The following is a 23686-nucleotide window of genomic DNA, read 5'->3' on the forward strand; positions in this document are numbered from 1 at the left end:
CCCTGCCGTTCCGATTGTGGGAACAGGCGGCGGCGTAGGATCGATGGGGACGTCAGCGCGGCCGCCCGCCAGTGATGTACCGGTTGTACTGCAGGAAGGCGCCATCAGCACGTGAAGATCCTCGCTGAGATGTTCAGCATCGCTCCCGCCAACAAGGACCACCACCCGGCCCTCCGCTGTGCGGTCGGAGTGTTCGTCCCGCTTCTGACGCTGGTGCTGCTGGGCCGGCTGGACCTCGCGATCTTCGCCTCGTTCGGCGCATTCACCGGGATCTACGGCCGCGGCGAGCCCCACGGTTCGCGCTTCTCCCTTCAGCTCCGCGCCGGCCTGCTGATGCTGTTGGTCATTCTCCTGGCCTCGCTCGCGGCCCGCGCCGGCGGGGCCTGGGGACTGGACGGGGCCAGCACCACGTGGCTCCTGGTCCTGGCAACTACCGTGGTGGCCGGCGGCTGTTCCGTCGCCATCTCCTGGCTTCGGCTGCGGCCTGCCGGGTCACTGTTCCACATCTTCGCTTTCGCGGCCATTGCCTCGATCCCCAACCAGCCGCCGCTGTGGGAAGGCATGCTGGTGGCCGGCCTCACCACCGCGCTCTGCCTGCTGATCGGCTTCTCGTCGCGGGTGCTTCCCAGCCACCGCACCCCTTGGGTCTGGCCGCGTCCGCTCCGCCGCACTCCGGATGAGCGGCGGACGGCCTGGCTGGAGGGCCTGGGCTATTTCGTGGCAGCCGGGCTGGCCGGTTGGTTGGCCACCCTGGCCGGCCAAAGGCTGGGTTTTGGCCACAACTACTGGGCAATGGTGGCTGCGGTGGTGCCGCTGGTGGGGCACACCACGGTGCACCGGGTCCGCCGCGGCGTGCAGAGGATTATCGGCACGATCCTTGGGCTCGTGGTGCTGGCCGGGATCCTGCTGCTGGGCCTGGAACCGTGGCAGACCGTGCTGGTTATGGCCCTGTGCCAGTTCGGCGCGGAGTTGTTCATTGCCCGCCAGTACTTGCTGGCGCAGGTCTTCGTGACGCCGCTGGCCCTGATCTCCACGCTGCTGGTGGCGCCGGCCTCGCCAACCAGCCTGCTGCGCGACCGGATCGTTGAGACGGTGATCGGCGCCGCCGTCGGCATTGTGGTGGTGCTGGCGCCTGTCCTTTGGCGGCGGGTGCGGCGGGTGCCGCGGGGGCAAACTCAGGAGCCCAGGCGGCCGCCGGACTCCTCGAGATAGCAGGAGCCACACAAGGACTCGTACCAGACGTCCTGGCCGTCAATGGCCACCTGGTCGCCGTCGAACACCACCTCGTTGCCAACGCGACGGGTGTTGAAGATGGCCTTGCGCCCGCACCGGCAAATGGTCTTGAGCTCCTCCAACGTGTGGGCGACCTCCATAAGCCGGCGTGATCCCGGGAAGGCGCGGGTTAGGAAGTCTGTCCTGATGCCGTAGGCAAGTACCGGCACGTTGTCCAGGACGGCGACGCGGAACAGGTCATCCACCTGGTCCGGGGTGAGGAACTGGGCCTCGTCCACCAGCAGGCAGGCCACCGGCTTCTGGTCCACGTGCTCAAGCAAAGCATCGGGGTCATCGCCGGCAGCATGGGCGGCGAAGACCGCACGCACAGGCGTGGTGGCGGAGATCAGGAAGTCCACGGACCGGGTCATGCCCAGCCGGGACACAATGTCGGTATCGCCTTTGGTATCCACATCGGGCTTGGCGAGCAGGACACGCTGGCCCCGCTCCTCGTAGTTGAAGGCGGCCTGCAAGAGCCCGGTGGACTTTCCCGAGTTCATGGCGCCGTAGCGGAAGTAGAGCTTGGCCAAGGGGGTCCTTTCAATGGGTCCGGCTATCGATCTTATGCCGTACGCCCCAGGGACACGGCTGCAGCCCGTCCTGCGGACCTTGCCCGCCGTCGTCGGGCATGTTCCGCCAGCCGGTCAGCGCATGGGTGCGGCTGGCTCCTTGTCGCCAGAAACGTCCACCGACGACGAACCCGGAACCGGGGCCGTCCCCGGGATCCCGCGGTGCTTCTGCGTGGTGCGGCGTCTGCTGGTCCGGCCGTAGACCAAGTACATCGTCAAGCCGGTGATGACCATCAGCAGCACTGTGTACACGAACGTATTGGCCACGCCGGCCACGCCTTCAGCGCCATCGGTGTTGGCCTTGATGACCAGGCCCAGCGGCTGGACCAGCGGGTGAGCCAGGAAGATCGCGGTGTCGTAGTCATCCAGCAGGCTGTTGAAGTTCAGGGCTGCGATCGCTGCGGCGGCGGGGAGCACCAGGGGCAGCAGGATGCGGCGGAACACGTAGAGGGTCTTGGCGCCCATAATGGCCGCCGCTTCCTCCAGTGACGAGTTCACCGAGGCGAATGAGGCCTTAAGCATGCGGAGCGTGAACGGGATCTTGACGGTCACGAACGCGATCAGCAGGATCACAGTGGTGCCCGTGAGCACCGCCCCGCCCACCAACGGATTCGGGTGGTCGTAGCTGATGATCAGGCCCAGTGCGAGGAGCGCCGACGGCAGGATCCAAGGGATGTGGAGCAAGTACTCGAAAACCGTGGTGGCCCAGTTCTTGTACTTTTGCAGCAGCCGGGCCACAAACAGCAGTCCACCCACCGCGATGATGGCGGCGAGGGCGCTGTAGATGACGCTGACGATGAACGGCCGCAGGCCGGATTCCTGGGTCAGGACGCGGATGTAGTTGTCCAGTGTCAGGCTGCCCAGCGAGAGCTGCCCGGTTTGGATGGCGGCGCCATCGGCGAAGGAATAGAGCACAATCAGCAGTACCGGCAAGGTGTACACGGCGAACAGCAGGTAGGCGACGGTGTGGACGACGGCGTTGGCCAACGGGTTGGTGATCTGCTGTTTCTGCAGGGCGGACGAAACCTTGGACACCGAAAAGTAGGTGCCGCCCTTCTCCATCCGGGTCATCACGGCCAGCATCAGGATGGTGGCCACACCCAGGATGACGGCCAGCAGGGCTGCCAGGTCCCGCGATGTGGGGCTGTTGGTGAAGGTCAGGATCATGGGAGTGATGGTCTGGAAATCCCTGCCTCCGAGCACCTGGGGGGCGCTGAGGGCACCCAGGCCGGTGAGGAAGGACAGAATGGTGACGGCGAACAGCGTGGGCTTGAGCATCGGAAGGACAACACGGCGCAGAATGGTCCAGTCGGACGCGCCGAGGTTCTTGGCGGCCTCGATGGTCTGGAAATCCACACCCTTAAGCGCGTTGGCCACAAACAGCATGTGGTTGGTGGTGGTGGCGAAGGTCATGACCACCAGGACTGCAAAGAAGCCGGAGAACCACGCCGGATCCATGGTGGGAAACACTTGCAGCAGCAGGGACGTGACGATGCCCTTGTCCCCGTAGATGAACTTGTAGCCTGCCGCCAGCACGATCCCGCCGTAGATGAACGTGGACGCGTAGCCCAGGAACAGGATTCGTGATCCGCGGATCCTGAAGTATTGCGTGACCAGCACAATGAAAATCCCCACGACATTGACTGTGACAGACAGTGCAACGGCCAGCAGGAAGCTGTTGCCCAGGGACTTCATGGCCCGCTGCGAGGAGAACAGCTTTTCGGCGGCGCGGCCGGAGAAGCTGCCGTCCGGAAAGAACGTGGCAATCAGGACGTTGAGGTTGGGCCACACCAGGAACGCCGCAATGAACCAGGTCAGGATCACGCCCACGATCAGGATGAACGGGGAGCGGACCATGCCCTTGAGTGACGCCGCGCTCATGGCAGGGACACTGCCTGGTCCAGTCTGTCGAGTGCCTTGCCGCTGTCCGGTTGGTACTGCAGCACGTGCCCCGGCTGGACGTACACAGTGGTTTCCGCTCCTGCCTCCGGGTGGGCGGCGCCGTCTTCCTTAACCAGCAGGCGGAGGTCCGCGCCGTGGCTCCGCACAATGTAGCGGCTGTGGAGCCCGTGATACGTGCGCGAGATTACCTGCCCGGAAAGCCCGACGGCGGTGCCTCCGTCGGCGGGCTGCGTCAGGGACGCCTTTTCCACACGAAGGTAGGAGTTGGCGGTGGGGCTGAGGCCCGCGCCGGAGAGCCTGTTGAGCTTAGCGATGAACTCGGGAGTGAGGGCGGAACTGTCGCCGATGAAGTTGCAGACAAATTCCGTGGCTGCCTGGTCGTAGATGCTCTGGGGTGTGCCCACCTGCTCCACCACGCCCTTGTTGAAGACGGCCACCCGGTCGCTCATGGCCAGGGCCTCATCCTGGTCGTGTGTCACGTAGACCGTGGTGATCCCGAACTCGCTCTGCAGGTCCTTGAGCTGCTGGCGCAACTGGTGCCTGAGCTTCGCGTCCAGATTGGACAGCGGCTCGTCCAGGAGCAGGATCTTGGGCTTGAGCACCAGGGCGCGGGCAACTGCCACGCGTTGCTGCTGGCCGCCCGAAAGCTCGGCCACGTTCTTGTGCAGCTGTTCATCGCTGAGCTCCACGCGGTGCGCGATGTCACGCACAAGACGGTCGCTTTCGGCTGATTTCTCCTTTCGGACCCGGAGGCCGAACGCGATGTTTTCCCACACGTTCATGCTGGGGAACAGGGCATAGTTCTGGAACACCATGCCCACTTGGCGCTTGTCGCTCGGAAGCCTGGTGACGTTCTTCCCGTCCACATGGACCGTGCCCGCAGAAGGTTCGATGAACCCCGCCAACGTGCGCAACGCCGTCGTCTTACCGCACCCTGAAGGGCCAAGCAGGGTGAAGAACTCGCCAGGTTTAACGTGCAGGTCAAGGTTCGGGATGGCTACGAAATCGCCGAAGGTAACTTCGATGTTGTCTAGGCGGATCATGGGTACCTATCTGGGGGAAGCCGGCTGGCCCGGCTGCGGTGCGGGGACGAGGCGGTAGGTGAGGCCTACTGCATGTACTCCAGTTCGATTTTCTCCACCCACGAGCCCATGTTCTCCTGGACGAATTCCCAGTCGATGTCCTGCTGCTTCACGCTCGAGAAGAACTCCAGCACGTCAGGGTTGGCCTGCTCTGCCGCGACCTTGTTGACCGGCATCGAGTTGAACTGCTTGGCGAAGGCAGCCTGTACGTCCGCGCTGCCGAACCAGTCGATGAACTTCAGTGCCTCTGCCTTCTTGTCTGTTCCCTTCACCAAGGCAATCTGCTCAACAGCGAGCGGAACACCGACGGAGGGAACCACCGTTTCGGCGTTGACCTTGAACGACTTTTCACGCTCGGCAATGATCGAGGACGGCATCTGGCCCATGTCCACTTCGCCCGAAGCTATCCGTGCGAAAAGGTCGGTCTTGGCAACAGCCGGGCTGCCGTTCTGGAAGTACTGCTCCACCTGCTTCCAGCCCTCGTCGGAGATGCCAAGGTCCCCGGAATCGTCTTTGTAGCGGGAGAGGATTCCGGCGAACACCAGTTGCGCTGTTGCGGTTCCGAGCCCGGTGACCCGCTCGTAGCGGGACTTGAACTCGTCCTTGGTCCAGAGGTCCGTCCAGTCCTTGGGCGCGGCATCGGCGCTGAACTTGTCCGAGTTGTAGCCGAGGAGGATGGCCTGCTTCACGAGCGGCCAGTACGCCTTGCCGTCTCCGGCGTCTCCCACGGCGGTGTCCACTTCGCCGGCCCACGCCGGCTCGAAGGCCTCGATGGCATCGGCTGCCTTGATCTGGGCGAAGTACATGTTGTTCAGTCCGAAGGCCACATCAGCAATGGGGTTGTTCTTTTCCGCGATGAGCTTGTTCGTAGCGTCCGCGCCGCCGGCTCCCACTACTTCGATCTTGAAGCCGGCTTTGGTGGCCTCTGCGGTCAACCAATCGCCGCGACCTTCACCATTGGAGTTCGTGTAGACCACCAGGGTTTCGCCGGAAGGAACGGTTGACGTGGAGGAGGGAGCCTCGGACGCCGCCGGGGTTGCGGTGCCGGCGCCGCAGCCGGCCAACAGGCTGGCGGCGACGGCGGCTGCCATCAAAGTCTGGAATTTACGCACGATCAGGACTCGTTTCTGGACTTGACTCGGAGCATGGTCCGGCAAGCCTATAGCTGGACTCGACGGTTGCGGGCTATTGAATCTATCGATTCGATAAACAGCCAGGCTGTCGAGTCTGGTCCCATCGCCGGAACACTCAGGGCACAGTGCGTAAACGCGCGGTGAACGTTGCATGGAAGGCGGGCCGGGCCACGGGGACACGTCCCGCCGTCGTCAGTCCTGAATGAGGGTTTCCGTCAGGTGATGCGTGGGAATCCGGTCCCGCTCATAGGTGATTTCGGTGTAGCCGTGGGGCTCGGGCTTGCCGGCCGGGCTGAGGTTCACAAAGACGATCTTTTCGATGGTGAGGATGCTTTGGCGCGTGATCATGTTGCGGACTTCGGCGCGCATAGTCAAGGACGTCCGTCCGAAGCGCGTCGCCGTCAGGCCCATTTCCACCAGGTCTCCCTGCACTGCGGAGCTCACGAAGTTGATCTCCGAGATGTACTTCGTGACCGCACGGCCGTTGCCAAGCTGGAGGATGGCGTAGATTGCGGCTTCCTCGTCGATCCATTTCAGCAGGCTTCCGCCGAATAGGGTCCCGTTGGCGTTCAGGTCCTCCGGCCGGATCCATTTGCGGGTGCGGAAGGTGATGTCGGTGGATTCCATATGGCGAGGTTAGCGTGCCGCGGCGCAGGTTACGTGGTGGCAGTTGTTGTGTAACGGGCCGCCGCCCGGATTTGGCTCAGGCCATGGCAGTGTGGGCGGCGCTGTGCGAGTCAATCGACTTGGCGTAGCAGTACGAGTGCTCCACGCCCACGTAAGCGCCAAAGTTGGGGACGGATTCGAAGCCGGAGTTCTCGTAGAAGTTCCGGCCGTCCGGCTGCGCCGAGCCTGCTTCGGCCTTGATGCGTGTGATGCCCTGCTTGTGCGCCTCCGCTTCGAGGGCAGCCAGGATGGAGCTGGCCACGCCAGAGCCGCGCGTATACGGGAGCACGTAGAGCCGCTTGATTTCGGCCGTGGCGCGGTCCAGGAGCCTGAGTCCGCCGCAGCCCACGGGCTGTCCCGAGCCTTTGTCGTATGCCACCAGGAACACGGCACAGTCAGCGCCCGACGGCGGGGTCCCCGGTTCGTGGTCAGGGGTACCGAAGCGGGCGTCCAGTTCCGCCTGCTGGGCCCTGCGCAGATCGGCACCCACAGGGTTGGCCCAGGTGACCTGCCTGATGTTGAGCCGTGGGTTGGTCTGCATCGCTGCCTCGTTTCGCCGGAAGGGTGATGCAGATCAAGCCTACGAAGCCGCGGTTACCGTGGTGTTTCCTTGGCGTAAGCGTCCGGAGAACTTCGGGCTACGGGCGGACCAGGGTGCGCAGCAGCTTCAATGCCACGGAGATCGAGGCGATGTCCACTTGCCCCGGCTTGGTGACCTCCGCAAACGTGTCCTTGATCCGTGCCAGCTGCTCCTGGTGTCCGCGCTCCCACGCCACAATGCGTTCCATGCTGTCGGCGGCCGCGAAGTCACCGCCTTGGGTGGTCTGCAAGACGTACAACGTCATGTCCGCCACGGCGGAGTAGACGTCATCACGCAGGGCCGCCCGGGCGAGAGCCTCCCAGCGGCTGTGCCGGGGAAGGTCAGTGATGCGCAGCAGCAGGCTCACCGCACCGATCCGCTGAAGAACCGCCCAATAGAGATCGGCGATCGTGGTGATGGGTTCCTTTACCTGCTCCGACACCAGCGAAATGTCCAGTAGCGCGAAACTTTCGAGCAGATCTGAGACGCGCCGCCCCAAATCGCGCGGCAGGCCGACGTCGTCGAAATGCGCCAGCCGGTCATCGACGATGTAGCGATCGGAGCCGCGCAGAAAGTCCACGGCCCTGGTCCGCAGCAGGTCCAAAGTGGGCATGACCCGGTCCAGGGCCTCGGCGACGGGCTGGTCCCGGTGGTCATGCGTCACGTACCAGCGGGTGGCACGGTCCAAAAGCCTGCGCATGTGCAGGGCCACCTGGGCGGCGTGTTCGCTGGGAAACCCGGGGGGAAGCCCGGCAACCCGGTCCACTATCCATGGCAGGTCGTATGCCTCCCGTACCACAACAAAGGCCCTCGCGACGGCCGCGGCAGTTGCGGTGGTTTCTTCGATGGCACGGAAGGCGAAGGTGATTCCGCCCTGGTTGATCATGTCGTTGGCCACCACCGTGCACACGATCTGACGGCGCAGGGGGTGGGCGTCCAGCTCGGCGTCGAAGCGCTCGGACAGCTGGCGCGGGAAATAGCCGCGGAGAACCCGCTTGAACCAGGGGTCATCGGCAAGGTCGCTGGCGCTGAGCTCCCTTGCCAGTTCGATCTTCGCGTAGGCGGCGAGCACGGCGAGTTCGGGAGCCGTGAGTCCATGGCCGGACCGCAGCCGGTCCTGGAGCTCCTCCGTGCTCGGCAGGCCCTCCAGGCCGCGGTCCAGGTCCGTGGCGTTCTCCAGCCAGTCCATGATCCGCTCAAACCCGGGGCTCCACTCCAGCACCAGGTGCCGGTCGTTGAGCAGGAGGACGTTCTGGTCCGCGTTGTTTGCCAGGACAAGGCGGGCTACCTCATCGGTGAGGGAGTGCAGGAAACCGGCGCGTTCCGACGCGGGCATCTTCCCCGCCGCGATCATCCTGTCAACGAAAATCTTGATGTTGACCTCGTGGTCCGAACAATCCACGCCGGCCGAGTTATCGATCGCATCGGTGTTGAGCAGGACGCCGTTCAGGGCCGCTTCGATCCGTCCGCGCTGGGTAATGCCCAGGTTGCCGCCCTCGACAACGATCCTGGTCCGCAGTTCGTTGCCGTTGACCCGGATGGCGTCGTTAGCCTTGTCGCCCACCATTGGATGGCTCTCCGTGGAGGCCTTGACGTAGGTTCCGATGCCGCCGTTGTAGACCAGGTCCACGGGTGCCCGGATGATGGCCTGAAGGAGGGCATGGGGCGGAAGCGTTGCCGTTCCCGGTTCCAGGCCGAGAGACATCCGGACCTGCTCCGTGATCGCGATGGTCTTGGCCCTGCGGGAATGGACGCCGCCGCCCTCGCTGATCAGCGAGGGATCATAGTCGGCCCAGGACGAGCGGGGGAGGTCGAAGAGACGCCGGCGTTCCTCGAAGGATGCCGTGGCATCCGGGGCCGGGTCGAGGAAGATGTGCCGATGGTCGAACGCCGCCACCAGCCGGATGTGGGGCGAAAGCAGCATCCCGTTCCCGAAGACATCGCCGCTCATGTCGCCGATGCCCACCACAGTGAAGTCCTCGCGCTGCGGATCCACGCCAAGCTCGCGGAAATGGTGCTTCACGGATTCCCACGCCCCGCGGGCAGTGATTCCCATCTGCTTGTGGTCGTATCCCACGGATCCGCCGGAGGCGAAGGCGTCGTCGAGCCAGAAACCATATAGGTGGGCCACCTCGTTGGCGGTGTCGGAAAATGCCGCGGTCCCCTTGTCCGCGGCCACCACCAGGTAGTAGTCGTCGCCGTCGTGCCGGACCACGTCCTTGGGGGCCACTACGGTGCTGCCGGTTCCGGAACTGAGCAGGTTGTCCGTGAGATCGAGCATTCCCCGGATGAAAATCCGGTAGCTCTCCTGTCCCTCGGCCATCCATGCGGCCCGGTCAATCGCAGGATCCGGAAGCCGTTTGGGGTAGAAGCCGCCCTTGGCCCCGGTGGGCACAATGACCGAGTTCTTGACGTTCTGGGCCTTGACCAGCCCCAGGACTTCGGTGCGGAAGTCCTCGCTGCGGTTCGACCAGCGCAGGCCGCCGCGGGCCAGCATGCCGAAGCGCAGGTGAACCCCTTCCACGCGTGGCGAGTAGACCCAGATTTCGAACTTGGGCCGCGGAAACGGTGCGTTGGGGATGGCGGCCGGGCTGAGCTTGAAGCTCACATGGGGCCTGTCCAGGAAGTAGTTGGTTCTAACTGTGGCCTCGATCAGGTTCATGAACGTGCGGAGCAGCCGGTCGGCGTCGAGGCTGGGGATTTCCTCGATCGCGGCCATCAATTCCTTCCTGGCGGCGGCCGTGTCGCGGAGGCGCCGGGTCCAGTCAACGCCGGGAACGAATTTGGCGTGGAACAGCGCAAGCAGTGCGTGCGTGGCCCGGGTGTTGGACAGCAGGGTGTCCGCCATGAAGCCATAGGAATTCAGGGTGCCCAGCTGCTGCAGGTATTTGGCGTAGCTGCGGAGGACCACGGCCTGGCGCCAGCTGACCCCCTCCCTGATCACCAGGGCATCGAAGCCGTCGGACTCGATGTCTCCGCGCATTGCCGCGCAGAACGAATCCGCCAGCAGCATGCTGGTTTCCAAGGGATCGATGCCGGGCGGATACTTCAGCCCGAGGTCGTAGAGGAAGAGATCCTGGCCGCTGGCGCGCCGAAGCTCAAAGGGACGCTGGTCCAGCACCTCAAGCCCGAGGTTGTGGAGGAATGGCAGGAACCGGGTGAGGCTCTGGGCGCTGGTCAGGTAGAGGCGCATCCGTGCGTCCTCTGCCTGCGGCCGCGTGGCTTCTGGCCGGACATAGACAGTCAACAGAGGGTCGTCCAGCGCCCGCCCGCCCGTCCCGTCGAGATCGAATTCCTCGAACGTGGCGATGTCCCGGACCGCGGACTCTGCGTCGTGGTCCGCACGGTAGCCGGGCGGAAACGAGCCCGACCACAGTGCCCAGAGCCGCGCCGCCTCCTCTGCGGGGAATCGGTCCCGGAGGGACTCGTCCAGGCCCTCCGTCCACGACCGGCTTGCCGCCACAACACGCCGCTCCAGCTCCAGGGGGTCGACGTCGGGGGCAGGCGTGTCGGGGCCCAGCAGGATCCGGAAGAACACCCGGGCCATCGGGGAGTCGCCCAGCCGGACCTCGAACTCGATGGACGGGGATTTGAAGGCGTGCCTGAGTTCCTGCTCGATCCTGAGCCGGACCGCAGTGTTGTAGCGGCGCCGGGGAAGGAAAACCAGGACCGACATGAAGCGGCCGATGCTGTCCGGCCGCAGGAAAAGCCGCGTCTGGCGGCGCTGCTGCAGGCGCAGGATCTCCGTGGCCAGCTGGGCCAGATCGAGCTGTTCCATATGGAACAGCTCGTCGAGGGGAAACGACTCCAGCACCGCCAGCAGTTCCTTGCCCTGGTGCGAGGCAGTCTTGAAGCCAAGGCGCTCCTGCACGGCCAGGACCTTGTCCCGGACCACCGGAATGCGGCGCACCGACTGGCCTGTGGCGCCCGGGGCGAGCAGGCCCACAAAGCGCCGCTCTCCGGCCACGGCTCCGCCATCGTCGAAGATCCGCAGGCGGACCTCGTCCAGGTAGGCGGGCCGGGGGACCGAGGAACGCACATCCGAGGTGGCGAGCGTGAGTGCCCGCGGGCCGTGGAGGCTTGTGTCCCCGGCCTCCTCTGTGTGAGGTGCGCCGGACGCCGGACCGGTGCCGCCTTCCGGCCGGTCCTCCCGGAGCAGCCCCAGCCCTGCGCCCGCCCGCACCCGCAAGGCATCCAGGCCGCCCGCCGTCGTGCGTTCATATTCGCTGTACCCGAGGAACACGAAGTTTCCGCTGTCCAGCCAGAGCAGCAGTTCCCGGAGCTGATCCGGGGCCGGGACCGTGCCGCTGGGAAATCCATCAACGGAGCCGACGGCGGCCATCACCTGGGCATGGATGGCTGGGAGGTCTTCGGCGACTGCCTGCACATCGGCCAGCACTCCGTGGAGGTTCGCGATGACTTCCGCGGCGCCCGAGTCCCCAGGCAGCCTGCCGATTTCCACGGCCACCCAGGTCTCTGTGGTCCCATCCTGGACGCCGTCCAACTCGTCCGGGCGGACGTCCGGGACCTCCGCGTGACCGGCGTTCCCGGCCAGCAAACCTGCGCGCGACGGCCCATGAGCGACGTCCAGCAACGCATGCGTTTCCGGGTCCCGCCGCACCCGGAACGTCGGGTGCACGAGCAGCCGGATCGACGCACTCTCCCTGGTCAGCTCGGCTGTCACCGAGTGAACCAGATGGGGCATGTCATTGGCGACCACCATCACGATGCTCGCATCGGTTTCATTCAGGACCCCGACGACGGACTGTCCGGGAGCGCGGATGCCCGCTAATTCCGCGTGGTACCGAGCCCGCCGGCCCAGGGTCTCCGGACTGTAGTCCAGGAGGTCCTCCGCCGCGACGTGCTCGTAGTAGTCCGCGAAGAAGGAATCGTTGGCCTCGAACGGACCGGCAGCCCCTCCCTGGGCAGCCGGTGCGGTTTCGCGTGACATTCCACTGCGCCTCCACGGCAAGGGCTGGCACCACTGGCCGTGGTCCCCTGGGGAAGCCTCATGCCTGACTTCATCATGGACGCCCCGCTACATGGCGTCCAGTGTTTCGCATCGGCTACGCGGCGCCGCCCGTAGGGTCCTCAGCGGTCGGATCCGCGAGAGCGAGGCCGCCCACCGGGCTCCCGTCCCAGTGGATCAGCTTCCAACCGGCGCCGGGGTCCCCTTCCAGGGCCACGATGCCCGTGTTGGACAGGACGTGTCGGGCTGCGAACTCATGGTCGGCGCCGGCGGCGCGGAGCCCAGTCCAGGTGCGGATGGCCGCGCCGTGACTCACCACGGCCGCGACGGCGGAGCCACCATTGCTGGCCGCGCGCTCGGCAATCCGGTTGATCGCGGCATCGAACCGCTCAAAGAATTCGTGGCCGTCCGGGCCCGCTGGCATCCGGCGGTCCAGGTCACCGGCTGCCCATGCAAACACTGTCCCCATGTAGCGCATGTGCGACTCGTGGTCGGTCAGTTTCTCCAGCGCCCCTGCTTCGATCTCGTGCAGCCCATCCAGGACCTCAACCTCAAGCCCGTGGAGCCGGGACAGCGGGGCGGCCGTGATCTGGGTCCGCAGAAGTGTTGATGCGTACACTGCGCCTATCTGCTCGTTGGCCAGGGACCGTGCCATGGCCTCGGCCTGGCGTTCTCCCAGCTCGGTCAGCCCCGGCCCCGGGTGGGCGGTGTCCAGCTGGCCGAGTACGTTGCCGGGGGTCTGTCCGTGGCGGATGAGGAGCAGCTTCATGACTCCAGTTTCGCATCCGGCAGCGAGATCCGGCGTCTGCCTGCCGGGCCGACGTCGGGCGCGCCCACCGCAACCGGTTTCGGCAAGCTCAACCACCGAAAGGCGCCGGGCCCTCCAAGGACCCGGCGCCGCCGTCGTACTTCTTGTGCCCGCGGGCGTGCTTACTTGAGGTGGTCCACCAGCTGGTCCGCGATGCCGGTGTACTTGCCCGGCGTGAGGGCGAGCAGCCGCGCCTCGGCCTCGGGGGAGAGGCCCAGGCTCTGCACGAATTCCTGCATCCGGGCGGCATCCACACGCTGGCCGCGGGTGAGGTCCTTGAGCCGCTCGTACGGGTTTTCCATGCCTTCGACGCCGGCAATCGCCTCGGCGCGCATGACCATCTGGATGGCCTCGCCCAGAACTTCCCAGTTGGTGTCCAGGTCCCCGGCGAGCACGTCTTCGGCAACATCGAGGCGGTCAAGGCCCTTGGCCACGTTGGAGATCGCCAGGAGGGAGTGGCCGAACGCCACACCGATGTTGCGCTGGCTGGAGGAGTCCGTGAGGTCGCGCTGCCAGCGGGAGGTCACCAACGTGGAGCCCAGCACGTCCAGGAGGCCGGAGGAAATTTCCAGGTTCGCTTCGGCGTTCTCGAAACGGATGGGGTTGACCTTGTGCGGCATGGTGGAGGATCCGGTGGCGCCGGCCACGGGGATCTGGGCGAAGTAGCCGATGGAGATATAGCTCCACATGTCCGTGCAGACGTTGTGCAGGATCCGGTTGAACCGCGCGACGTCGGCGTAGAGCTCGGCCTGCCAGTCGTGGCTTTCGATCTGGGTGGTCAGCGGGTTCCAGGTCAGGCCCAGGCCCTCGACGAAGGACTTGGCCACCTGCTGCCAGTCAGCGCCGGGGACAGAGGCCACGTGGGCTGCATAGGTGCCCGTGGCGCCGTTGATTTTGCCCAGGTATTCGGTCTCCGCGATCCGGTCCAGCTGGCGGGTCAGGCGGTGCGCAATGACTGCCAGTTCCTTGCCCAGGGTGGTGGGCGTGGCCGGCTGGCCGTGCGTGCGGGACAGCATGGGGACCGCGCGGTTGTCCTCGGCCATCTTGCTGATCTGGGCAACGAGGGCGCGTGCGGCGGGCAGCCACACGTCCTCCACAGCACCCTTGACGCCCAGGGCGTAGGAGAGGTTGTTGATGTCCTCGGACGTGCAGCCGAAGTGGACCATGGCGGTCAGGTTCTCGATGCCGATGGCGGGCAGCCGGCGGCCGATGTAGTACTCCACAGCCTTCACGTCATGGACCGTAACGGCTTCGATTTCGGCGAGCTCGGACACCGAGGCGGAGTTGAATTCGGTGATGATCGCGCGGAGCTTTTCCTGCTGTTCCGCGGTGAGCTGGCCTGCGCCGGGAAGGACATTGTTGCTGGTCAGGTGGATGAGCCACTCGACTTCCACGGCCACGCGGTCACGGTTCAGGGCTGCCTCGGACAGGTAGTCAACGAGGGGCGCAACGGCGGACTGGTAACGGCCGTCCAACGGACCCAGGGCGATCTGGTCCGGTGACGCGGCGAGGGTCAGGCGTCCGGAGGGCGTGCGGGTATCAGCTGTGGCGGCAGTTTCAGGCATGTGCTGATTCTTTCATGAACTACTCACTGCCGCTTAAGCGTTCCGTCGCATGTGAACAGCGGCGTGACTTGTCCACATAGCCGACGGCGGTGCTTTCGTCGAGTGGGCGGCATTCCGTAGCGTCGGGGTTCAGGAGTTGGCCTTGACGGACGAGAAGTTCGGGCGGGTATCCGGGAGGGGGAACGGGCATGGGCAGTGACGTGACGGCAGCCGACATGGCGGCATGCATGTCCCGAGGTTATGAGGTTCAGCAGTTGGCGGCCCGGGTTGACCTCTGCTTGGGGAGGGTGGAAAAGGTCCTCGGCGGCTTTCGCGAGATCCAGCTTTTGGACTGGCAGTCACCTGCCGGGAGGGCGTACAGGAACTCGGTGGCTCTTCAGGAGGTGGCTCTAGGGAGGGCGAGGGTAGGGCTCGAGGATGCGCTGGCTTCGGTGAAACGCCACGCGCAGGCGGTGGGAACGTCCGCCGGCAACCCGGCGGGGCGGTACTGATGGCCGAGGTGACGCCATCCGGCAGCGGCGGCCCTATCCAGCTGACAGGGCCTGCCGTGGACGGTGGCATGGAAATCAGGGGCGGCATCGGAGGGATCAGTTTTCAGTTGGAGGAGCTCGTAGGCGGCGCGGAGAAGCTCGACGCTGCTGCGGGGGAACTGGCTGCCGTGGAAGTGGAGGTTCGCCGCATCTGGGAAGACCTGTGCCGGTACCAGCATGAAGCGCGTCCCACCGGAACGGCGGCCCTGACTGGCGTCGGAGAGGCGCAGTGGAGCGTCCAGGCCGTCCGTGCGGAGCTGCAGGGAATCAGCAGCCAGGTGCGGGACTGCAAAAGGGACTACGAAACGGCGGAAGCGTGGGCGGGATTCTCGCGCGGAAGTGGCGGCGGACTGACGAGCCCCGAAACCCTTGGCAGGCTGGCGGTAGACCTCGGCTTGGGTCCGGTTCCTAACAGGGAAGTCACGGAACTCGCCGTGGGACCTATTGCCATGGCTGCCTTGCTGGCAGTCTCCCCGGAGCGCTTTCGGGTAGCGCTCGCGGCAGACAAGGCGGCGGGCAGGCATATTGCGGCGGCGGTACCTTTGCTCGCCGGTGTGTCCGGGCGTTCAAACCGAATCCTTCAGCCGCGTTCGGTCACGTTGGAAAAGAAGGAGTCGCTGCCCATTGAATTCGACGGTTCTCCGGCTGCGTTGTTGGAACGGGCACGGATCATCGATGAACGCGGTGAAGGCTACATCGAAGTCATCGAGGTGGATAACGGCGGAACGAAGGCCTACGTGGTGGTCATTCCAGGAACGCAGGCCGGAGGTGAAATTGGCGGCGTTAATCCGTTCGACGAAGCCGGCATCGTTGAAGGGCTGGGCCACAACTCCGCAGAAGTCAACGCAGCGGTGTTTCAGGCCCTGCAGGCCGCCGGCGCGGAAAAGGGGGCACCCGTAGTGGCCGTGGGTTACAGCCAAGGTGGAATCCATGCAATGAATCTGGCGGCCAACAATCAATTCCTAAACGAGTACGACATGAAATATGTCCTCACCGCCGGGTCTCCCGTGGGCGGCATTGTTCCGGACTCCGACGTCACTGCTCTTCACCTGGAGCACAGGCAGGATTGGGTGCCCGGCACTGACGGTACACCGAACCCGGACGCCCGAAACCGGGTTACGGTGACCCTCAACAGCCCAGTAACCACGCCCGAAGGTGGCGAATTCGGTATTGGGCCGGGCCACAATCTCAACAACTACCAGGGAGCCGCGCGGCTCGTCGCAGCAAGCGACGATCCCTCTCTGGTGGCGTCAACCGCGGTTCTTGGCGGCGTCCTGGGGGCAGGCGGCACGGCAACGGCCACCCGCTTCGCGCTGTCCCGTTCGAAGCCTCCCGAGACTGCGATGGCCCCTGGGGCGGTGCCAACGCCCATGGCGCAGGCGCCACCTCAGCCGCCGCAACCCTCAGCGCAACCGTCCTCACCCCAGCCGGTGCGACATGATAGTCCGGTGCCGTCGCCGCAGCCGACACAGCGCTAAATGATGGTGCTAGGCAATCCGGCCGAGCAGATCTGGCTCGCCGGTCAGCGCCTGCCGGCGCCGGTCAGCCGCCCGGCAACCAGCGAAATGAGTGTGATGATGATGGCCGCGAGGACGGCCGTCCAGAAGAACGAATCGATGGTGAAGTTCACCGGCGTGTAACTGCTGAGCCAGGACGTCAGATACAGCATGGCGGCGTTGATGACGATGGTGAACAGTCCCAGCGTGAGGATGGTGATGGGCAAGGACAGGAAGCTGACCAGGGGGCGGACAAACGCGTTCACCACGCCGAAGATCAGCCCGATAAACAGGTACGCGAGAACGACGCCGATGGTCTCCGTGCCCTGCGTGACGCCCGTGGTGGCCACGGCCTCGGTAGTGGCGGAAGTTGAGATATCCAGGCCCGGCAGTATCCAGCTGGCAATCCAGAGGGCCAGCCCGTTGATAAGGACTCGAACAATAAAAGAGCGCATAGGCCCATGCTGTCACACCGCCCCTGGGCCCCGCCTGAGCGCCCACCCAGCCCGTGCCGGTCAGGCGAAGTAGGCTAGTTTGCATGACTTCATCGGAGATCCTGCCTGGCGAAATCCGGCCGCGCCCCGTGGTTAGCCGGCTACCCCGGTACGCCGCAGGAAAGCCTCCCGTCGCCGTGGATGGGCTGGCCAGCTACAAGCTGTCCTCCAACGAGAACCCCCTGCCCCCTCTTCCGGCAGTGCTGGAGGCAATTTCCAACCAGACGGACTTCAACCGCTACCCCGATCCCCTCAGCAGCAAGCTTCGTGCGGCGCTCGCCGAGTTCCTGGCGGTGCCGGCCGAAGACGTGGTCACCGGCGCCGGAAGCCTCGGCGCCCTCAACCAGTTGCTGTCCACGTTCGCCGGCCAGAACGACGACGGTAAAGCTGACGAGGTGATCTATGCGTGGCGGTCCTTCGAGGCGTATCCCATCAGCGTGGGCCTTGTGGGTGCGGAGAGCGTCCGCATTCCGCTGACGGCCGAGGGACGCCACGACCTGGATGCCATGGCTGCAGCCGTAACGGTCCGCACCAAAGTCATCCTGCTCTGCACCCCGAACAACCCCACCGGCCCCATCCTGACCATTGCCGAAACGGAGCGGTTCATCCAGGCGGTCCCGTCCGACATCGTGGTGGTGATTGATGAGGCCTACCAAGAGTTCGTCCGCGCCGGCGATGCTGTGGACGGCATCGCGATGTACCGCAAATACCCGAACGTTGTGGTGCTCCGGACGTTCTCCAAGGCACACGGACTGGCGGGCCTGCGGGTGGGCTACAGCGTCTCGAACCCTGTGCTGACCCAGTACCTGCGCGTGGCGGCCACACCCTTCGCCGTGTCACAGATCGCTGAAAATGCAGCCATTGTGTCGCTGCAGAATTACCCCCTGGTTGTAGAAAGGGTACAAAGCATCGTGGACGAACGAACCCGCGTAACCTCCGGACTGCGTGAACTCGGCTGGTTCGTACCCGAGGCGCAGGGCAACTTCGTCTGGTTGAACCTGGGCGAAAACAGCTCGGAATTTGCCGAACTGGCGGGCACGCAGGCGCTTTCGGTGCGCGCCTTCGGCGGCGATGGCGTGCGGGTCAGCATCGGCGAGGCAGAGGCCAATAGCCGGTTCCTCGATCTCTGTGCAAACTATACAAAGGCGCCACGACGTTCCTAGCGCTTAACATGCATCAGGAGCGGCACCTACTGAAGATAAAGTAAGGACCAGTAAGCCAATATATATGCCAGCACGGGAATGCATTCCTCTAGTGGCATATATCCCAGCGACATTGCAATGCATCCGCATGCGGCAAGCAAGGAGACGGTATGGGCGCCACACATCTGCCCTCCACCGAGTTCGATGAGACAGCGGCAGACGACCAACTCGAGGCCGAGGCCGAGGCCCAACTGGGCAGTCCGGCCGAGCCTATGGTGCAGCTGCTGGCGCCTGACGGGACCCTGGGGACGGATCCGGTCTTCTCCGCGTATGCGGATCGGCTGGACGGTGAAAAGCTGCGTGGCTTCTACGCTGACATGGCCAAGATCCGCCGCTTTGATGTGGAGGCAACCGCACTCCAGCGCCAAGGCCAGCTGGCCCTGTGGGTCCCACTGACCGGCCAGGAGGCCGCGCAGATCGGCTCCGGGCGGGCCAGCCAGCCGCAGGACTACATCTTCCCCACCTACCGCGAGCACGGCGTGGCGCTGACCCGCAATGTGGACCTGGCGGAGCTCCTACGCCAGTTCCGCGGGGTTTCGAACGGCGGCTGGAACCCGAAGGACACCAACTTCCATCTCTACACCCTGGTCCTCGCCGCGCAGACGCCGCATGCCGTCGGCTACGCAATGGGGATCCAGCGGGACCAGAAGGCGGCCGCCGCAGTCGCCGCGGATGGGGCGCCGGACCGGCCGGCCGAGCCCAAGGCCGCGGTGATGGTCTACTTCGGTGACGGGGCCAGTTCCGAGGGCGATGTCCACGAATCCATGGTGTTCGCTGCCTCCTACAACGCGCCTGTGGTGTTCTTCTGCCAGAACAACCACTGGGCCATCTCCGTTCCCAGCTCGGTGCAGACCCGCATTCCGCTGTCCAACCGTGCCAAGGGTTACGGTTTCCCGGGAATCCGGGTGGACGGCAACGATGCGATCGCCGTCCACGCCGTGACCGAGTGGGCGCTCGAACATGCCCGCGAGGGCAAGGGGCCGGTGCTGATCGAGGCGTTCACCTACCGCGTCGGTGCGCACACCACGGCTGATGACCCCACGAAGTACCGGGAATCCGCCGAGGAAACCCTCTGGCGGGCCAAGGATCCGCTTGACCGTCTGGAAAAGTACCTCCGTGCCCAGGGGCTGGCCGATGACGCGTTCTTTGACCAGGTCAAGGCCGACGGCGACGAACTCGCCGCCTACGTCCGCAAGACCACCTACGACCTCGAGACCCCGGACATCCGGACCGCCTTCGCCAACACCTATGTCGAGGCCCACCCCCTGGTGGCCGAGGAACTCGCCTGGTTTGAGGAGTACAGCGCAGGCTTCGCCGAAACGCCGGTGCACAACAGCGCTGAACCCGGCAGCCCGGACCCGGATGACGCAGCGACAGGAGTGGCCCGCTGATGACCACCATGACCATAGCCAAGGCCATTAATGAGGGCCTGCGCGCCACCTTGGACAACAACCCGCGGACCTTGCTCATGGGCGAGGACATCGGGGCCCTGGGCGGCGTCTACCGCGTCACGGACGGACTCCTCGCGGAGTTCGGTGCGGACCGCGTGGTGGACACGCCGCTCGCCGAGTCCGGCATCATCGGCACGGCCATCGGCCTGGCCCTGCGCGGCTACCTGCCCGTCTGCGAGATCCAGTTCGACGGGTTTGTGTTCCCGGGCTTCAACCAGATCACCACCCAGCTGGCCAAGATGCACGCCCGCAGCAACGGCAACCTCACCGTTCCCGTCGTTGTGCGGATCCCTTACGGCGGCGGCATCGGCTCCATAGAACACCATTCGGAATCACCGGAGGCGCTGTTCGCCCATACCGCAGGCCTGCGCATCATCACGCCGTCCAACGCCCACGACGCCTACTGGATGATCCGGCAGGCCGTGGAGTGCCAGGACCCCGTGATCGTCTTCGAACCGAAGCGCCGCTACTGGCTCAAGGGCGAGGTCGACACCCAGAACCCGGGCGCGTCGGCCGATCCCTTCAAAGCGCATGTGCTTCGCGAGGGCACGGACGCCACAGTGGTGGCCTACGGCCCGCTCGTGCCGGTGGCCCTTGCCGCTGCCGACGCCGCCGCCGAGGACGGCCACAGCATCGAGGTCATCGACCTGCGCTCCATTTCGCCGATCGACTTCGACACCGTCACGGCGTCCGCCAAGAAGACAGGCCGACTCGTGGTGGCGCATGAGGCACCGACGTTCGGCGGCATCGGCGGCGAGATTGCTGCCCGGATCAGCGAACGGGCATTCCTCTCATTGGAGGCTCCCGTGATCCGTGTGGGCGGCTTCCACATGCCTTACCCGGTGGCCAAGGTCGAGGAAGACTACCTCCCCGACATCGACCGGATCCTCGAGGCGCTGGATCGCGCCCTGGCCTACTAGGCGCAGGCACCTTCCCCGCTCACGCTTCCCGCTCACGCTTGCCGCGAAAGAGGACACCATGACTCTGAACAAGTTCAACCTGCCCGACGTGGGCGAAGGCCTTACCGAGGCGGAAATCGTCGCCTGGAAGGTCAAGCCGGGGGACACCGTTGCCATCAACGACGTCCTGTGCGAGATCGAGACCGCCAAGTCGCTCGTTGAGCTGCCGTCCCCCTTCGCCGGCACCGTCACCGAACTGCTGGTCCCCGAGGGCGTGACCATCGACGTCGGAACCGCCATCATCAGCGTCTCTGACGCTGTCTCCGGTGACCCGACGCCGGCCGATGTCCCGGCCCCTGCCACTCCCGTCCAGCCCCTCTATGGCAAGCTTCCCGCGGACGACGGCGGCACTTCAGGCAGTGCCTTGGCCGGCGGTCCGCTGGTGGGATCGGGCCCCAAGGCCGACGCCGTCAAGCGCCGTCCCCGGAAGGCGGCACCTGCCGCCCAGGCCGGGTCAGCCCCGGTCCCAGCGATTTCGACAAGGTCAATCACCGAAAACCCGGTGGTCGAGCCTGTCGAGACCCAGACGAGCTCAACCAGCGGAATAGTCGATAACCGGCCCACCCTCGGCGGAACCATCACAGGCCTCGTGAACCGCGTCCTGGCCAAGCCTCCCGTCCGCAAGATCGCCCGGGATCTGGGGATCGATCTCGCCGATGTGGTGGCCACCGGCTCCCGCGGCGAAGTCACGCGCGAAGACCTGGTCAGCTACCAGTCCCAGCGCGATGCAGAGCTGGACCAGGCCGAGGGCTTCTGGGGCAAGGCAGGCAAGCCCCAGGACCAGCGGATTGAACGGATTCCGGTCAAGGGCGTCCGCAAGGCGACGGCCAAGGCGATGGTGGAGTCGGCTTTCTCCGCGCCGCACGTGAGCATCTTTGTTGATGTTGATGCCAGCCGCACCATGGAATTCGTCAAGCGGCTGAAGGCTTCACGCGACTTTGAGGGAATCAAAGTCTCCCCGCTGCTGATCCTCGCCAAGGCCGTCATCTGGGCCGCCGCCCGGAACCCCAGCGTCAACGCCACATGGGTGGACAACGTGGACGGGACCGACGCCGCCGAGATCCAGGTCAAGCACTACATGAACCTCGGCATCGCCGCAGCCACCCCGCGGGGACTAATGGTGCCGAACATCAAGGATGCGCAGGACCTGTCGCTCAAGGAGCTGGCGCTTGCCCTGAACAACCTGGCCACCACAGCCCGGGCGGGCAAGACCCAGCCAGCCGAAATGCAGGGCGGAACGCTCACCATCACCAACATCGGTGCGCTTGGCATTGATACCGGAACGCCGATCATCAACCCGGGTGAAGTGGCCATTGTTGCCTTCGGAACCATCAAACAGAAGCCCTGGGTCCTGGATGGAGAGGTCATCCCGCGCTGGATCACCACCCTCGGCGGCTCCTTTGACCACCGGGTGGTGGACGGGGACCTGTCCGCCCGCTTTATGGCCGACGTCGCCGCGATCCTTGAGGAGCCAGCGCTCCTGCTGGACTAGGACGCCGGGACTCAGAACATCAACACCGTGAACCAAACCGCCATTCAGTCCAGGAACCGGGCAGCCAGATGGCTGACCGAGGTGTTCCAACCACCGGTGGTGGTCACGCTTCAGCTGCTGATCAGCCCCGTGGTCGAGGCCGGATTCCCAGGCACCATCGGCTATGGAGCCTTGGCTGCGCTGTTTGTGTGCGTACTGCCGCTCGTTGTGCTCCTGGGGCTCGTAAGGCGGGGCAAGGTCACGGACCACCACGTCAGCAACCGCAAACAGCGGGCACCCGTACTCCTCATGGCGCTGGCCTCCGTGGCCGCCGGCCTGACGGTGCTGCAAGCCGCCGGTGCACCGCGAAGCGTGATGGTGATGGTGCTGGCCATCGTCGGCGGCATCGTCGTGCTGGCCGCCGTGAGCCCCTTCTGGAAGATCAGCGGCCACGCGGCGGCGGTGTCGTCGGCGGCAGTTATTTCCGTCCTGATGCTTGGTCCGGCCTGGCTGCCGTTACTCCTGCTGGTTCCCGCCGTCGGCTGGTCCCGGGTGGTGCTCCGCGCACACACCCTGGCGCAGGTGGTGGCCGGTTCGCTGTTTGGCGGCCTGGTGATGGCGGGCCTGTGGTGGCTTCTGCGCGGCTGGTTCCTCTAGCGGAAGCCTGGCGTCAGTAGCCGTAGGCGGAGTAGGCCGTCATCATCTCGACCATCTCGGGATTACCCGCCATGGCGCCAGCCAAGGCAGGCAATGTGGCGAACATCAGGCCGCCCAGAACCAGGGCAATGCCTGAGAGGGCCGCGAAGAATTTCCAGTCGCCGCGCAGCACGCTCTCCAGGGTCTCCGGCAGAAGCAGCCCCGGCGCGATGAGGTTGGGGGCGCTGGCGGCGCTGAAGAGTAAGCAAGGGGGCCCCTTTGGCTGGAGTGGAGAGTGGTTGTCCGCTCCGTTGAGGGCACTTCCATTTTATTGCCTGCCTGCCGGGTGCCGGAACGGCCTAAAAGGGGTGAGAACGGACACCATGCACCGCTGCGGTGCGGCTGGTGCATGGTGTGCCGTTGCCAGTTAGTCGGCGTCGTAGGTGTTGGCGATATAGACGTCGCAGGTGGCGTTGTGGGCCACGCTGTTGGCCACGCTTCCCAGGACCCGGCCAATGCCGCGCATCCGCCGGTTGCCCACCACGATCATCTTGGCGTCCAGGCGCTCGGCTTCCTTGATGAGCGCTTCGGCAGGCTTGCCGCGGGCGGCGGAGTAGGTCACCTTGATGGAACCGGCCAGGGCCTCGGCCACTGTCTTGGCAACATGCTCGGCACCGTCGGCGTCGGAAACGATCCACTGGTCGCTGCCAGAGCCGAAGACCTCGGTACGGTCGCTGTCGAAGGCTGAGACGACGTGCAGCGAGGCGCCCACGGCGGCGGCGAGATCCCGGGCCGATTCGGCGGCCTTCTTGGCGGTGCCGCTGCCGTCAACGCCAACAACAATAATTCCGCTCATGCTTTGTACTCCTCTTTCAGTTTCACTCTTGGCCACACTCAGTCC

The 23686-nt window shown here is 65.2% G+C and carries 20 protein-coding genes; 8 read left to right on the forward strand and 12 right to left on the reverse strand.

All coding sequences use genetic code 11. The features are described from left to right. Positions 1-111: 111 nt before the first annotated feature. Positions 112-1212 (forward strand): FUSC family protein, encoded by a 1101-nt coding sequence (locus ACX80V_RS05080; protein WP_485842231.1) that lies wholly within the window; start codon positions 112-114, stop codon positions 1210-1212. On the opposite strand, the gene ACX80V_RS05085 is transcribed toward ACX80V_RS05080, so the two are convergent. From ACX80V_RS05085 to purB, 9 genes are all read right to left on the reverse strand, one after another. Then, positions 1176-1802, reverse strand: a complete 627-nt coding sequence (locus ACX80V_RS05085) for a thymidine kinase (protein WP_058930715.1) — start codon at positions 1800-1802, stop codon at positions 1176-1178. The genes ACX80V_RS05080 and ACX80V_RS05085 overlap by 37 nt on opposite strands. Before the next feature lie 114 nt (positions 1803-1916). Then, positions 1917-3722 (reverse strand): ABC transporter permease, encoded by a 1806-nt coding sequence (locus ACX80V_RS05090; protein ID WP_485842232.1) that lies wholly within the window; start codon positions 3720-3722, stop codon positions 1917-1919. Beyond that, entirely contained in the window at positions 3719-4786 is a 1068-nt protein-coding gene (locus ACX80V_RS05095) for an ABC transporter ATP-binding protein (RefSeq protein ID WP_485842233.1), read from the reverse strand. Before ACX80V_RS05095 ends, ACX80V_RS05090 begins: the two co-directional genes overlap by 4 nt. A 65-nt stretch (positions 4787-4851) precedes the next feature. After that, the gene (locus ACX80V_RS05100; RefSeq protein ID WP_485842234.1) at positions 4852-5916 is read right to left on the reverse strand and encodes an extracellular solute-binding protein; all 1065 of its coding nucleotides are present in this window, start codon (positions 5914-5916) and stop codon (positions 4852-4854) included. Between the two features lie 234 nt (positions 5917-6150). Beyond that, entirely contained in the window at positions 6151-6585 is a 435-nt protein-coding gene (locus tag ACX80V_RS05105) for an acyl-CoA thioesterase (RefSeq protein ID WP_485842235.1), read from the reverse strand. Positions 6586-6661: 76 nt separating this feature from the next. Then, complete coding sequence (locus ACX80V_RS05110; RefSeq protein ID WP_485842236.1) at positions 6662-7165, reverse strand: GNAT family N-acetyltransferase; 504 nt, start codon at positions 7163-7165, stop codon at positions 6662-6664. Between the two features lie 97 nt (positions 7166-7262). Beyond that, a complete protein-coding gene (locus ACX80V_RS05115; RefSeq protein ID WP_485842237.1) occupies positions 7263-12155 on the reverse strand; it encodes an NAD-glutamate dehydrogenase in 4893 nt (1630 codons plus the stop codon). A gap of 115 nt (positions 12156-12270) precedes the next feature. Further along, positions 12271-12942 (reverse strand): histidine phosphatase family protein, encoded by a 672-nt coding sequence (locus ACX80V_RS05120; protein ID WP_485842238.1) that lies wholly within the window; start codon positions 12940-12942, stop codon positions 12271-12273. A gap of 161 nt (positions 12943-13103) precedes the next feature. After that, complete coding sequence (gene purB / locus ACX80V_RS05125; protein WP_485842239.1) at positions 13104-14546, reverse strand: adenylosuccinate lyase; 1443 nt, start codon at positions 14544-14546, stop codon at positions 13104-13106. 188 nt (positions 14547-14734) lie between these two features. Between purB and ACX80V_RS05130 the strand changes: the two genes are divergently transcribed. Next, positions 14735-15037 (forward strand): hypothetical protein, encoded by a 303-nt coding sequence (locus tag ACX80V_RS05130; RefSeq protein WP_485842240.1) that lies wholly within the window; start codon positions 14735-14737, stop codon positions 15035-15037. Continuing rightward, positions 15037-16554 carry a hypothetical protein gene (locus ACX80V_RS05135; protein ID WP_485842241.1) on the forward strand — a complete coding sequence of 506 codons (1518 nt, stop codon included), beginning with the start codon at positions 15037-15039 and terminating at the stop codon, positions 16552-16554. Before ACX80V_RS05130 ends, ACX80V_RS05135 begins: the two co-directional genes overlap by 1 nt. Positions 16555-16598: 44 nt before the next feature. On the opposite strand, the gene ACX80V_RS05140 is transcribed toward ACX80V_RS05135, so the two are convergent. Next, positions 16599-17027: a phage holin family protein gene (locus tag ACX80V_RS05140; RefSeq protein WP_104062888.1), complete on the reverse strand. Its 429-nt coding sequence runs from the start codon at positions 17025-17027 to the stop codon at positions 16599-16601. 83 nt (positions 17028-17110) lie between these two features. On the opposite strand from ACX80V_RS05140, the gene ACX80V_RS05145 reads away from it, so the two are divergent. The 5 genes from ACX80V_RS05145 to ACX80V_RS05165 all read left to right on the forward strand — a co-directional run bounded on the left by ACX80V_RS05145 (position 17111) and on the right by ACX80V_RS05165 (position 22806). Then, positions 17111-18229 (forward strand): histidinol-phosphate transaminase, encoded by a 1119-nt coding sequence (locus tag ACX80V_RS05145; protein ID WP_485842242.1) that lies wholly within the window; start codon positions 17111-17113, stop codon positions 18227-18229. A gap of 149 nt (positions 18230-18378) precedes the next feature. Then, entirely contained in the window at positions 18379-19659 is a 1281-nt protein-coding gene (locus tag ACX80V_RS05150; protein ID WP_485842243.1) for a thiamine pyrophosphate-dependent dehydrogenase E1 component subunit alpha, read from the forward strand. Next, entirely contained in the window at positions 19659-20639 is a 981-nt protein-coding gene (locus tag ACX80V_RS05155; RefSeq protein ID WP_058930726.1) for an alpha-ketoacid dehydrogenase subunit beta, read from the forward strand. The genes ACX80V_RS05150 and ACX80V_RS05155 overlap by 1 nt, the downstream gene beginning before the upstream one ends. A gap of 58 nt (positions 20640-20697) precedes the next feature. Then, positions 20698-22170 carry a dihydrolipoamide acetyltransferase family protein gene (locus ACX80V_RS05160; RefSeq protein WP_485842244.1) on the forward strand — a complete coding sequence of 491 codons (1473 nt, stop codon included), beginning with the start codon at positions 20698-20700 and terminating at the stop codon, positions 22168-22170. A gap of 27 nt (positions 22171-22197) precedes the next feature. Continuing rightward, on the forward strand, positions 22198-22806 hold the full coding sequence (locus ACX80V_RS05165) for a phosphatase PAP2 family protein (protein ID WP_485842245.1): 609 nt from the start codon (positions 22198-22200) through the stop codon (positions 22804-22806). A 13-nt stretch (positions 22807-22819) separates the two neighbouring features. On the opposite strand, the gene ACX80V_RS05170 is transcribed toward ACX80V_RS05165, so the two are convergent. Next, a complete protein-coding gene (locus tag ACX80V_RS05170) occupies positions 22820-22978 on the reverse strand; it encodes a hypothetical protein (protein WP_485842246.1) in 159 nt (52 codons plus the stop codon). A 234-nt stretch (positions 22979-23212) separates the two neighbouring features. Continuing rightward, a complete protein-coding gene (locus ACX80V_RS05175; protein ID WP_485842247.1) occupies positions 23213-23641 on the reverse strand; it encodes a universal stress protein in 429 nt (142 codons plus the stop codon). Positions 23642-23686 lie beyond the last annotated feature (45 nt).

Source organism: Pseudarthrobacter arbutini (genome assembly GCF_054510915.1).

Bases quoted from the DNA above. Each gene is read 5' to 3' on its own strand.
- ACX80V_RS05090 (WP_485842232.1), bottom strand. From the start codon at position 3,722: ATGAGCGCGGCGTCACTCAAGGGCATGGTCCGCTCCCCGTTCATCCTG.
- ACX80V_RS05095 (WP_485842233.1), bottom strand. From the start codon at position 4,786: ATGATCCGCCTAGACAACATCGAAGTTACCTTCGGCGATTTCGTAGCC.
- ACX80V_RS05100 (WP_485842234.1), bottom strand. From the start codon at position 5,916: ATGGCAGCCGCCGTCGCCGCCAGCCTGTTGGCCGGCTGCGGCGCCGGC.
- ACX80V_RS05105 (WP_485842235.1), bottom strand. From the start codon at position 6,585: ATGGAATCCACCGACATCACCTTCCGCACCCGCAAATGGATCCGGCCG.
- ACX80V_RS05110 (WP_485842236.1), bottom strand. From the start codon at position 7,165: ATGCAGACCAACCCACGGCTCAACATCAGGCAGGTCACCTGGGCCAAC.
- ACX80V_RS05115 (WP_485842237.1), bottom strand. From the start codon at position 12,155: ATGTCACGCGAAACCGCACCGGCTGCCCAGGGAGGGGCTGCCGGTCCG.
- ACX80V_RS05120 (WP_485842238.1), bottom strand. From the start codon at position 12,942: ATGAAGCTGCTCCTCATCCGCCACGGACAGACCCCCGGCAACGTACTC.
- purB (WP_485842239.1), bottom strand. From the start codon at position 14,546: ATGCCTGAAACTGCCGCCACAGCTGATACCCGCACGCCCTCCGGACGC.
- ACX80V_RS05130 (WP_485842240.1), top strand. From the start codon at position 14,735: ATGGGCAGTGACGTGACGGCAGCCGACATGGCGGCATGCATGTCCCGA.
- ACX80V_RS05135 (WP_485842241.1), top strand. From the start codon at position 15,037: ATGGCCGAGGTGACGCCATCCGGCAGCGGCGGCCCTATCCAGCTGACA.
- ACX80V_RS05140 (WP_104062888.1), bottom strand. From the start codon at position 17,027: ATGCGCTCTTTTATTGTTCGAGTCCTTATCAACGGGCTGGCCCTCTGG.
- ACX80V_RS05145 (WP_485842242.1), top strand. From the start codon at position 17,111: ATGACTTCATCGGAGATCCTGCCTGGCGAAATCCGGCCGCGCCCCGTG.
- ACX80V_RS05150 (WP_485842243.1), top strand. From the start codon at position 18,379: ATGGGCGCCACACATCTGCCCTCCACCGAGTTCGATGAGACAGCGGCA.
- ACX80V_RS05155 (WP_058930726.1), top strand. From the start codon at position 19,659: ATGACCACCATGACCATAGCCAAGGCCATTAATGAGGGCCTGCGCGCC.
- ACX80V_RS05160 (WP_485842244.1), top strand. From the start codon at position 20,698: ATGACTCTGAACAAGTTCAACCTGCCCGACGTGGGCGAAGGCCTTACC.
- ACX80V_RS05175 (WP_485842247.1), bottom strand. From the start codon at position 23,641: ATGAGCGGAATTATTGTTGTTGGCGTTGACGGCAGCGGCACCGCCAAG.